The following is a 12189-nucleotide window of genomic DNA, read 5'->3' as shown; positions in this document are numbered from 1 at the left end:
AAATGCAAATCCAACCCTGCGGCCCGCTGCGCGGCGAGATTACCGTGCCGGGCGACAAATCCATTTCGCACCGCGCGGTCATGCTGGGCGCGCTGGCAAATGGCACGACCCACATCACCGGCTTTCTGATGGGCGAGGACTGCCTTTCCACCATCGACTGCTTCCGCAAAATGGGCGTGGAAATCGAGATCACGGACAGCGAGGTCATCGTGGAGGGCGTGGGCCTACACGGCCTGTGCGCGCCGGAGGAGACGCTGTACACCGGCAACTCCGGTACGACCACCCGTCTGCTGTGCGGCATCCTGGCCGGACAGCCGTTCACCGCCACCTTAAACGGCGACGCCTCCATCCAGAAGCGCCCGATGGGCCGCGTTATCAAGCCGCTGCGCGAGATGGGCGCGTCTATTGAAGGCAAAAACGACAATTACTGCCCGCTCACCCTGTATCCAAGCGAACTGTACGGCATCGAATACCGCCTGCCGGTCGCTTCCGCGCAGCTTAAAAGCGCCATTCTGCTTGCCGGCCTCTATGCCGAGGGGCAGACCACGGTTATCGAGCCTGCGCCCTCGCGCGACCATACCGAGCGCATGTTCCGCGCCTTGGGCGTGGAGGTCGAAACACACGGCAGCACTATCACGCTCGAGCCGCCGGAGGACCTGTACGCCGTGGATATCCGTGTGCCGGGCGATATTTCTTCCGCGGCGTTTTTCCTGGTCGCGGGCGCGATCGTCGAGGGCTCAGAGCTGACGATCCGGAACGTTGGCGTCAATCCGACGCGCACCGGCATTCTGGACGTGCTGCACGAGATGGGGGCAGATATTTCCATATCGAATTTTCACGACGACGCGGAACCCGTATGCGATTTAACCGTCAAACATAGTATGCTGCGCGGTGTGGAGATCGGCGGCTCGATCATCCCCCGCCTGATCGACGAGCTTCCGGTCATCGCGGTCGCGGCGGCTTACGCCGAGGGCGAGACGGTCATCCGCGATGCGCAGGAGCTCAAGGTAAAGGAATCCAACCGCATCGCCGCCATGGTCACCGAACTGAAAAAGGCAGGCGTGGACGCAGAGGAAACCGACGACGGCATGATTATCCGCGGCGGCAAGCGTCCGCACGGCGCCGCCTTTGAAACCTACAAGGACCACCGCATCGCCATGAGCCTCGCCGTGCTGGCGCTCGCCGCGCGCAGCGCATGCCGTATCGACGAGCCGGAGGTCGTCGCGATCTCCTATCCCGACTTTTTCCATACACTGGAACGGTTGGGGGGCTGATACCATGCTGCTATCCATGGAACAGTTCCGCGTGTTCCAGCCGGAAAAGCCGACCTACGCGCTGTTCGGCTGGCCGCTCGGCCATACCATGAGTCCGGAACTGCACGCACAGCTGTTCGCGGCCTCCGGCCAGGACGCGGATTATATCGGCGTCGCCGTGCCGCCGGAAGACCTGCCGGAAGCGTTCGAGCTGGCAAAGCGCAGGCTGGGCGGCATCAACTGCACCATTCCGCACAAAAAAGCGGTCATCCCCCTGCTGGACGAGGTGGACACCGCCGCACGCAACCTGCACTCGGTCAACACCGTGGCATTCCGGGACGGGAAGGCGGTTGGCTACAACACGGATATCCTGGGCTTTGCCGAATCCCTTACAAGGGATGGGATCAGACTGCGTGGGAAAAAGGTCCTGCTGCTGGGCTATGGCGGCGCGGCTTCGGTCATGGCCTACCACTGTGTGACGCAGGGCGCGTACCTGACCATCACCGGCCGCAACCTGGACAAGGCGGAGTCCCTGCGGCAGCAGCTCTGCGCGGCCGTGCCCGGCGCACACATCGCGGTCTATAACCGCCGGCATATCCCTCGCGATATCCAGATCGTCCTGAATTCCACGCCGGTCGGCATGTACCCCAGGGAAAACGCCGCTCCCCTGCACTACCTGCCGCACAAGGCCGAATATGTGTTCGACGCGATTTACAACCCACCTATAACCGCCACCATGCGGCTGGCCAACCCCAAAAAGGCCCGCGTGCGCGACGGTCTGTTCATGCTGGTCATGCAGGCGGCCTACGCGCAGACGGTCTGGTCGGGCGTGCGGTTCGAGCCGCAGGCCTGCGAAACCATTCTGCGCCGCACCTATGGCAAAATGGCGGTCAAGCGCCTGCATGAAAAGCACGGCAAGCGCAACATCGTGCTGTGCGGCTTCATGGGCAGCGGCAAGACCACCATTGGCCGGAAACTCGCCCGTCTGACCGGTTTGGAATTTATCGACGCGGATCAGTATTTAGAGGCGCGGGAGGGCAAAAAAATTCCCGACATTTTTGCGGAACAGGGGGAAGCGTATTTCCGCGATCGGGAATGCGCCTACATCAGGGAGCTTTCCCAGCGGGAAGGGATTGTGCTTTCCCTCGGTGGTGGCGCGGTGCTCCGGCCGGAAAACGTGAAAGCAGTCCGAGAGACCGGCCTGCTCATCCATCTGGACACTCCCTATTACCGCATCCTGAAAAACCTTTCCTATTCCAACACCCGCCCGCTGCTTGCCGGCCCTGACAAGCAGGCCGAAACGCGCCGCCTGTATAACGCGCGCAAGGCCGTCTACCACCATGCGGCAGATATCTCGGTGCGTAGTCCCAAGATATCCGAGGTGCTGGAAAAAGTGGTAAAGAGCATCTAAAAAGCCGATCGGAACCATGCTTCCGGTCGAACGGACGCACCGTGCCGGGCGCGGATGCGTCCCGCGCTTCGAAAAGTTCCGGAAACGAAGCTTTTCTCCGTATTGGTATAAAAACCCACGTATATGCCGCGGGTTTTTATGGTTTTCGGCGGCTGCACCGCTGAAAACCAATGTCATTGCCCCGCGCGCGGGATAGAGGCGCGCGGGACGGCGCTGCGTGCGAAGTGGGGGCGCGGCGCGGCAGCAAGGCTTCCACTATCCTGAGAAAATGAGGAGGACCATGAAACACTTCGCAAAAGTATCCAGCCGCCTGCTGGCGGCTTCCCTTGCCGCAGTACAGCTCTTTACATCTGCGGCCGGCGCCGCATTCAGCAACGGCTTCACCTATTCCTATCCGGTGGGAGAAGGCTTGACCTATACCCGCTCGGAGGGCAAAAACAGCGCCGGCGTGCAGCGTGCAAATATCCTGACATACCGGCCGAACACAGGCGTCTCGCCGATCATGGTGTATGCGGACGAGCAGCTTTACGGCAGCAGCGCCACGATCACAAACGCGGTCAAATATCTGGAGAGCCAAGGGAAATCGGTCATTGGCGGCACGAACGCCGACTTTTTCGTCATGTCCAGCGGCGTCCCGATCGGGCTGGTGATCGACGAGGGCGAGCTGATCTCATCCGACGCATGGCAGTATGCGGTCGGCTTCAAGGCGGACGGCTCGGCCGTGATGGGCCGTCCGACCATGAGTATGACGGTTTCCGGCGCAAGCGGCACGGTTTCTGTGTCCTATTTCAATAAAACCCGTACCACCGCAGGCGCATACCTGCTCGACCGCAACTATGACGATTCGACCCACTTTACCGCCAACGGCACCAACATCATCCTCGAGCGCGTGGATGATACGCCGGTCACGGTAAACGGCACGGTCAAAATGAAAGTCATCAACAAGGGAACGGGCAACAGCCCGCTCACCATCACGGACGACCAGATGGTGCTGACCAAGTCGGACGGTGCGAACGTCCCCTCCTGGGTGGACTTCCCTGTCGGCGAGGAAGTCACGCTCAAGGTCACGGCGAACGACGCCAACTGGGCGGATGTGGATTACGCGGTCGGCGGCAAGCTGCTGATCGATAACGGCTCTGTCACCACCTCGGGGATAGATGGAGGCTCTTCCAACCGCGCACGCAGCGCGATCGGCGTCCGGTCGGACGGTACGGTCGTGCTATACGAGGTTGACGGGAACCAGTCCTCGCACAGCGTGGGACTGACCGCCGCCCAACTTGGGGAAGAGCTGGTATCGCTGGGCTGTGTCCGCGCCATCTGTCTGGACGGCGGCGGCTCCTCCGCCATGGCGCTGCGCAGGCCCGGCGAATCCACCGCTTCCCTGATTACCAGCCCCTCGGACGGTTCCCAGCGCGCCTGCGCCAACTATATTTTCTTTATCAACCATGTCACATCTGACAACGTCACTGCCTATGCGTTCCTCACGCCAAGCTACCGCTATGTGCTGCCGGGTGCTTCCACCTGGTTCTCGGTCAAGGGCGCGGACGCATCCTACGGCCCTGCGCCGGACCCCTCCGGCATGAGTTACACCGTATCCGGTGATCTGGGTACGGTCGAAAACCAGACATTCACTGCCGGTACAGCAACCGGCACCGCCACCATTACCGCTTCCAACGGTTCGGTCGAAGGCTCAATGGATATCTGCATCACGGGCGACGTCAATTCGATTGGCCTGCAGAGCGCTGGCAAGGACATCAGCTCAATCTCGGTCAAGCCCGGCCAGAGCGTCGATGTGGACGGGATCGCCTACCACCTTGGCCAGAAGATGGCCTCGATCGACACTGCTTTTAGCTGGAGCGTTTCCAGCGGCATCGGCTCGATCGACGAAAAAGGCGTGTTCACCGCGGGCGACAGCATGGCAAGCGGCACGCTCACCTGTTCGTATGGAGCGACCAGCAAATCCATAACGGTGAATGTCGGCATGGGCGACCCGCAGGACGCGGAAACCGTTGCAGATTTTGAGGCCGGCACGGACGGCTGCACGGCCACCGAGGGCATGACGCTTACCCGCGTGACCGGATATACAGCGGTCGCGCGCGGCGAAGGCTCGCTCAAGGCCGCCTATGACGGTACCAAGGTCGCGGCCGCGACGATCTCGCTCCCGCAGGCCGATGTTTCCGGCCGGAAGCACCTGACGCTGTGGGCGCGCGGCGAGGGGACGCAGGGTACGCTTACCGCGGTCTTTGCTGACGCCGAGGGCAATGAGCTGACCACAGCCCTGTCCGCGGCCACCACGGCCTCATGGAAGCAGCTTACCGCCGCCGTTCCGGAGGGCGCGTCCAAGCTGACCGGCATCCGCTTTGAACGCAGCGGCAGCGGGGCTGCGGGTTCCGCGCTCTACCTAGACCAGGTCGTCGTTTCCGCCGACCACGCGGTTACCAATACGGACGCCCCCTCGGTCAAGCTGAACAGCACCGCCCTGACCGTGGACGCCGGCGCGGCGGCCACGATCAGCGGTACCGCTACGATGGAGAATGGCAAATATCCCGCCCGTTCTTCCAACATTACAGTCAAGGTGGATGGGAAAGCGGTTGACGGCGCGGCTAAAATGAGCGGCGCCACCCTGACCGTCACAACCGGCGCGCTGTCTGCGGGTACGCATTGCGTCACGATCGACGTATCGGACGACGCAGGCAACCGCACCCGTGCTTCCGCAACCGTCACAGCAGGCAGCGCCAGCAACGCGTTTGCCGATACCGCTTCCCACTGGGCGCGCGGCTACGCTTCCCTGCTGAATACCAACGGCATAATGAAGGGCGAAACCGGCAGCGACGGGAAAACCTATTTTCGTCCGGAGCGGAATCTGACGCGCAAGGAATTTGCGGTCACGATGGCGCGCCTGCTCGGTCTGGACACCTCGTATACCGGCGCGCTCGACTTTGCCGACGATGCCTCCATACCGGATTGGGCGCGCGGCGCGGTCTACGCTGTTTCGCATGCGGGCATCATGAACGGCGAGACACGGAACGGCAAGCTGTATTTCTCTCCGGACGCGGATATGACACGCGCCGAGGTCATGACCGTGATCGGACGCTGCCTGCCGCGCGGCTATGCGGCGGCAAGTCTTTCCTATAAGGATGCGTCCTCCGTCCCCTCCTGGGCGGTCGATCAGGTCAGAACCTGCGTTGCTGCCGGCATCATCGGCGGCTATAGCGACAATACGTTGCAACCTCTGGGCAAGATTACCCGCGGCGAGATCGCCAAAATTCTCGCGCTGTTCTAAAAATGAATAACAAAAACCCCCTCTGCCGAATGACAGAGGGGGTTTTTGTTATACTTTCAGAAGCCGCCAGTCACACCGAGCACCTGTCCGGTGACAAAGGCAGCTTTGTCCGAGCAGAGGTACAGGATGCTTTCCGCGACCTCGCGCGCGGTGCCAATGCGCCCCAGCGGTGTTTGCTCCGCCAGCTCGCGCATGGTTTCCGCGCTGTGCACCGCATTCATATCCGTATCGATCACACCGGGCGCGACACAATTGACCCGAATGCCAGAAGGCCCCAGTTCCAGCGCGAGCGATCTGGTTAGACCGATCAGCGCCGCCTTGCTCGCCGCATAGTGGCTCTCGCAGGACGCACCAGCCTGCCCCCAGACGGAGGACACGGTCACAATACTGCCCTGCTTTCTGTGTAGCATGCCCGGCAGCGCGGAACGGATGGTCCGCACCGCGCCCAGCAGGTTGACATCCAGCATATGCTGCCATTCCTGCTCCGTAATGTCCTGAAACAGCTTCTGCTCCGCCACGCCTGCGTTGCACACCACCGCATCCAATCCGCCAAAATAGCTTACCGCCTCCCCCGCCGCACGTCCGACCGCACGCTCATCCGTCAGGTCGGCACAAAGCGCCAGCGCACCGGACTTTTCCGCCAGCGCGCCCGCGGCTGCGCGGCTGGCGCGGTAGGTGAAGGCCACATTCCAGCCCGCATCGGCAAATACCTGCACACACGCGGCGCCAATACCACGTGAACCGCCGGTAATCAAGACTGTCTGCGGCATGTCAGATCGCTACCGTCTGCTGCGCCACAAACAGATCCTGCTCCAGGTCCTTCTGGCGCGCAAGCCCTTCCTCGATGTCCAAGTCGGTGACGCGGTTATCATCGAACACGATCACGCGGTTGGTCTTGCCCGCCTCCAGCGCCATCACCGCCTCATAGCCCATGCGGGTCGCCATCACGCGGTCACGCGCGGACGGGGAACCGCCGCGCTGGATGTGGCCAAGGATGGTCACACGCGTATCGATGCCGGTCGCCTCATGAATCCGGTCGGCAACATCCTGCGCGGCGCCATAGCCCTCCGCCACAATAATAATATGGTGGTTGCGGCCCTTGATGCGCCCGACGCGCATCTTCTCGATGATATCAACATCAAAGTTCAGCTCGCGCTCCGGCAGGCAGATCGCGGTAGCGCCGACCGCGCAGCCAACGTGCAGCGCCAAATGACCCGCCCGGCGCCCCATGACCTCAACGACCGAGCAGCGCTCATGCGACTGCATGGTGTCGCGCAGCTTATCGATACATTCAATCGCAGTATTGCAGGCCGTGTCAAAGCCGATCGTGTAATCAGTACACACGATATCATTATCGATCGTACCCGGCACGCCGATGCAGGGTACGCCCTTGCGGGACAGCGCCTGCGCCCCGCGGAACGTACCGTCGCCGCCGCAGCAGATCAGTCCGTCGATCCCCAGATAACGGCAGGTATCCGCCGCCTTCTGCAGCCCTTCGTCGGTCAGCATCTCCTTGCAGCGGGCGGTATACAGCATCGTGCCGCCCTTGCGGATGATCCCGTCCACGCTGCGCGCCGCCATCTCGATGATATCGCCGTTAATCAGGCCGCTGTAGCCGCGGCGGATGCCAAGCACGGAGATATCGTGCGCCGAAGCGGTGCGGACGACCGCACGGATCAATGCGTTCATGCCCGGCGCGTCGCCGCCGCTGGTGAGCACGCCAATTCTGCGAATCTGTTTGTCCATAATGAGCCTCCTGTATCGGTTGCTTCTCAAAATAATATTTGCCTTACATGGCGGAGCCTTGTCCGGTTCCCTACTGCATTATAACATCTTCCTCGCCCAAGAGGAAGCGTAATTTTTCCAAAAGCGGCACATCCGGCTGGCACCAGTATTCCCGCTTGGCCAGCGTTTTTTTCCTAGTGTCCGTAGGATAGAGATAAACCGGCGTATCGCCTGGCTGCGCCAGTAGTATGGCCTTGATCTGCGGCCATTCGTCGCTGCCCATGCTGTCAATGCGCAGGAACAGCTTCTGCGGCGCAAGCCGCGCCGCCTGCTGGTCGGTATATACCGACCGCTGCGGGTTCTGCTGTGCGAGCATGCTGTTCACTGCGCTTTCGGTCAGCGGCTGCGCTTCGTTCAGCAGCACCTTGGGCGCTTCATCCTCGCGCGCGTCGATCTTACCGGTAAGCAGTACCGCGCTGTCCTCGGTCAAATAGGCGCCGCACTGCTGCAGCGAGCGCGGGAACACGATCAGCTCAATCGACGCGGACTCATCCTCCACCGTCACATATGCCATCATCGAGCCGTTTTTGGTGGATTTGAGCCGCACAGAGGTGATAACGCACGCCAGCCGCACAGTCATTCCATCCTTATAGGCGGGCTGGGTGCTTTCCCCCGAAAGATCGTCGATGATCTTCCGGATGGAGGCCGCGTCTGCTTTTTTCGCCAGCTCCCGATACTCGTCCATCGGATGACCGGACAGGTACAGGCCGGTCGTTTCTTTCTCCATTGCCAGAAGCTCCCGCTTGCCCGCCTCGGGGATATCGGGCAGGGCGATCTGCGTATCCTGCACCTCGTCATTTCCCATGCCGAACAGGTCCATTTGCCCCTCAATGTTTTTCTTGCGGCTCTGCGCGATCGCATCCACCACCGCGCCCACAATCTGCAGCAGCTGGCTCCGCCGGTATCCCATGGAATCGAATGAGCCGGCTTTGATCAGGCTTTCGAGTGCACGCCGGTTCAGTTCCCGATCGTACATGCGCTCGCAAAAATCCTGGAACGACGAAAACAGCCCTCCTGTCTCGCGCTCCTCCACAAGCTGCTTCATGAACGACCGGCCGACGCCCTTGACCGCAGCAAGGCCGAAGCGGATGTCCCGTCCGGAAACCGAAAACCCATCGAACGACTCGTTCACATCCGGCGGCAACACCCGAATCCCCATTTCACGCGCGGCCTGGATATACTCGGAAATCTTGTCCGACCAGTCCAGCACGGAGGTGAGCAGCGCTGCCATATATTCGCGCGGATAATGGCACTTGAGATAGGCCGTGCGGAAGGAAACAACCGCATAGCACACCGCATGGGCCTTGTTGAACGCATAGTTGGCAAAGTCCATGATCTCGTCGAACAGGCCTGCCGCAATGTGCTCCGGCACGCCGCGTTTGACCGCGCCGTCGATGCCAAGCGTCTCATTGCCGTGGATGAAATTGACGCGCTCTTTCTCAAGCTCCTTCATCTTCTTTTTGCTCATCGCGCGGCGCACCATGTCCGCCTTGCCGAGCGAGTAACCCGCCAGGCTCTGAAACACCTGCATGACCTGCTCCTGATAGATCATGCAGCCATAGGTGACTTTCAGGATCGGTTCGAGCAGCGGGTGCTTATAGGTCACCTTTTCCGGATGGTGGCGGCATTCGATATAGCGCGGGATGGACTGCATCGGCCCCGGCCGGTACAGCGCCACAACCGCGGTGATATCCTCGATGGACGCGGGGCGCAGGCCGGTGACGACGTTGGTGATACCCGCGCTTTCCAGCTGGAACACTCCCATCGTTGAGCCGCGGCCGAGCATCTCATAAGTGGCCTTGTCGTTCATATCCACGGTTTCGATGTTAAAATCCGGCACATGGCGGCGGATCATCTTTTCTGCGTCCGCGATCACCGTCAGGTTACGCAGGCCGAGGAAGTCCATTTTGAGCAGCCCCAGTTCCTCGAGCGTGGTCATGGTGAACTGGGTGACCATCTGCTCATCGTTGCGCGCAAGCGGCACATAGGTATCCACCGGATCCTTGGTAATGACCACGCCCGCCGCGTGGGTCGAAGCGTGCCGCGGCATTCCCTCGAGCGCGCGGGCGGTATCGATCAACTCGCGTACCTGCGGCTTTTCGTCATACATCTTTTTCAGCTCTGGATTAACCGCCAGCGCCTTGTTGATCGTGATGTGCAGCTCGTTTGGCACCTGCTTGGCAACCGCGTCCACCTCGTTATACGGGATTGACAGCGCGCGTCCCACATCGCGGATCGCGCCGCGCGCAGCCATGGTGCCGAACGTGACGATTTGCGCTACGCGGTCCTTGCCGTACTTTTCGGTGACGTACTCAATCACCTCCGGCCGACGCACATAACAGAAATCCACGTCTATATCCGGCATGGAAACGCGCTCCGGATTGAGGAAGCGTTCAAAATACAGAGAATAGTGGATAGGGTCCAGGTCGGTGATGCCCAGGCAGTAGGAAACGATCGAGCCCGCCGCCGAGCCTCGCCCCGGCCCGACGGGGATACCGTTGCTCTTGGCATAGCCGATGAAGTCGGAAACGATCAGGAAATAATCCACAAAGCCCATCTGCGCGATCATATCGATCTCATACTGCAGGCGGGCGCGCACCGTGCCGTCGTCATCCGGATAACGTTTAGCAAAGCCCTCGTCGCACAGCTTCTGCAGGTACTGCAGGGCGCCATACCCCTTCGGCACATCGAATTCCGGCAGATGGTACTTGCCAAACTCAAACTCGACCTGGCAGCGCTCCGCGATCCTGACGGTGTTCGCAAGCGCTTCCGGATGCTCTGGGAACAGTGCGGCCATCTCGTCCGCGTCCTTGATATAAAACTCCTGCGTCTCAAACTTCATGCGGGTGGGGTCGTCCACCGTCTTGCCCATCTGGATGGACATGAGCACGTCCTGTATTTTTGCGTCCTGTTTGGTCAGATAGTGCGCGTCGTTCGTGGCGACCAAACCAATATCCAGCTCTTTTGCGAGCTGATACAGCCCCTCGTTTACCTTTTTCTGCACCTCGATGCCATGGTCCTGCACCTCGAGATAGAAATGGTCGCGGTCAAAAATATCCAAAAACTGTTCGCACAGCTCATAGGCGCCGTCCATATCGCCCTCGGCCAGCGCGCGCGGGATCACGCCCGCCAAGCACGCGGACAGGCAGATCAGGCCCTCGCTGTGCTGCCGGAGCAGGTCCATATCGATGCGCGGCTTCATATAAAAGCCCTCGGAAAAGCCGAGCGACACCATATGGATGAGGTTGCGGTAGCCGGTCATATTCTCGCACAGCAAAATCAGATGGCTGTGCCATTCACCATTCACATAGCTGCGCTCAAAACGCGAATGCGGCGCCAGATATACCTCGCAGCCAATCACCGGATGGATGCCCTTGGCCTTACAGGCGCGGTAAAAATCAATCACGCCATACATCACGCCGTGATCGGTCAGCGCGCATGAGGTCTGCCCCAACTCGGCCACTCTCTCCACCAGCCCCTCGATCCGGCACGCGCCGTCCAGCAGGCTGTATTCACTATGCACATGCAGGTGCGCAAACGGTACCATTTAGTCCTCCTTTGACGCAAATTCCGTTATTTTTTTCAGCCGGTGGCTCAGCCCCGGCTTGGAGATCGGCGGGTCGAAGCGTTGTGCAAGCTCGGCCAGGCTGTCGGTCGGATAAGCCAGCCGCAAGCGGACGGTTTCGCGCAGCACTTCCGGAAAGGCTTCCTCCCCGCGCCGGTCGAGCACCGCGCGGATCGCGGCGACCTGGCGCGCGGAAGCGTCCGCCGCTTTCATCAGGTTCGCAGTCTCGCAATTAACCTGCCGGTTAATCGTGTTGCGGATATTCTTTTCCACCTTGGCCTGCATCAGCTCCATCGCCGCGCGCGGCGCACCGATGCGGGTCAGGAAATCCTCCACGCTCGCGCCCTCCTTAAAGTACAGGAGGCAGGAATTACCGCGGCGCGCCTGCTTGGGCGACAGCCCCAAATCGAGCAGCAGGCTTGTCTCCTCCCCCGCAAGGCTCTGCCGGCCGGCTTTCAGCTCCAGATGGCTTTTTTTATCCGGCCCCGCCACCGTACCCGCCATCAGGAACGCGCCGCGCAGGAAAGCAGCGACGCAGCAGTCGTTTTCCAGCACGTTCCGGTTGAGATGGTAGGCGAGGTGGCTTTTCAGGTCATATCCCAGCACATCAAAGATCCGCGCGATCTGCGCTGGCTCCCCGACAGTATGCTGTAGCTTGCGCCCCGCCCGCTGCGGCGCGCAGTCCACGGAAAACGCACGCTGCAGCAGCGCCTGCAGCCGGCGCGCCACAAATACGTTTTCCGTGGACAGCCGTATCTCTTTATGGGAAAATACCGACGCGTGCAGCAACACGCCGTAAGCTTCCGCCCGCGTGCAGCACGCACGCTGCATGGAAACGCGGCACAGCTCGGCCTTTACTTCGGTTGAAAAGGACATGGACCGCTCCTTTATC

General features: G+C 60.9%; 7 protein-coding genes. 3 read left to right on the top strand and 4 right to left on the bottom strand.

Annotation, left to right across the window (positions count from 1 at the left end; all coding sequences use genetic code 11):
- Positions 1–2 precede the first annotated feature (2 nt).
- The 3 genes from aroA to H8S45_RS10515 all read left to right on the top strand — a co-directional run bounded on the left by aroA (position 3) and on the right by H8S45_RS10515 (position 5947).
- A complete protein-coding gene (gene aroA, locus H8S45_RS10525; protein WP_054327296.1) occupies positions 3–1274 on the top strand; it encodes a 3-phosphoshikimate 1-carboxyvinyltransferase in 1272 nt (423 codons plus the stop codon).
- A gap of 4 nt (positions 1275–1278) precedes the next feature.
- Entirely contained in the window at positions 1279–2664 is a 1386-nt protein-coding gene (locus tag H8S45_RS10520) for a shikimate kinase (protein ID WP_147574147.1), read from the top strand.
- Positions 2665–2944: 280 nt separating this feature from the next.
- On the top strand, positions 2945–5947 hold the full coding sequence (locus tag H8S45_RS10515) for a phosphodiester glycosidase family protein (RefSeq protein WP_186950049.1): 3003 nt from the start codon (positions 2945–2947) through the stop codon (positions 5945–5947).
- A 56-nt stretch (positions 5948–6003) separates the two neighbouring features.
- On the opposite strand, the gene H8S45_RS10510 is transcribed toward H8S45_RS10515, so the two are convergent.
- The 4 genes from H8S45_RS10510 to whiA all read right to left on the bottom strand — a co-directional run bounded on the left by H8S45_RS10510 (position 6004) and on the right by whiA (position 12173).
- Positions 6004–6717, bottom strand: coding sequence for an SDR family NAD(P)-dependent oxidoreductase (locus H8S45_RS10510; RefSeq protein ID WP_054327293.1), 714 nt, complete (start codon positions 6715–6717; stop codon positions 6004–6006).
- 1 nt (position 6718) lies between these two features.
- On the bottom strand, positions 6719–7693 hold the full coding sequence (gene pfkA, locus H8S45_RS10505; protein WP_054327292.1) for a 6-phosphofructokinase: 975 nt from the start codon (positions 7691–7693) through the stop codon (positions 6719–6721).
- 70 nt (positions 7694–7763) lie between these two features.
- Entirely contained in the window at positions 7764–11279 is a 3516-nt protein-coding gene (locus H8S45_RS10500) for a DNA polymerase III subunit alpha (protein WP_054327291.1), read from the bottom strand.
- Positions 11280–12173, bottom strand: coding sequence for a DNA-binding protein WhiA (gene whiA / locus H8S45_RS10495; RefSeq protein WP_186950046.1), 894 nt, complete (start codon positions 12171–12173; stop codon positions 11280–11282).
- Between the last annotated feature and the right edge of the window lie 16 nt (positions 12174–12189).

This window comes from Agathobaculum faecis, from assembly GCF_014287995.1.
Taxonomy (GTDB): Bacteria; Bacillota; Clostridia; order Oscillospirales; family Butyricicoccaceae; genus Agathobaculum; species Agathobaculum ammoniilyticum.
The sequence above is the reverse complement of the archived record's forward strand: the minus strand, read 5'-3'. Positions and strand labels throughout refer to the sequence as shown.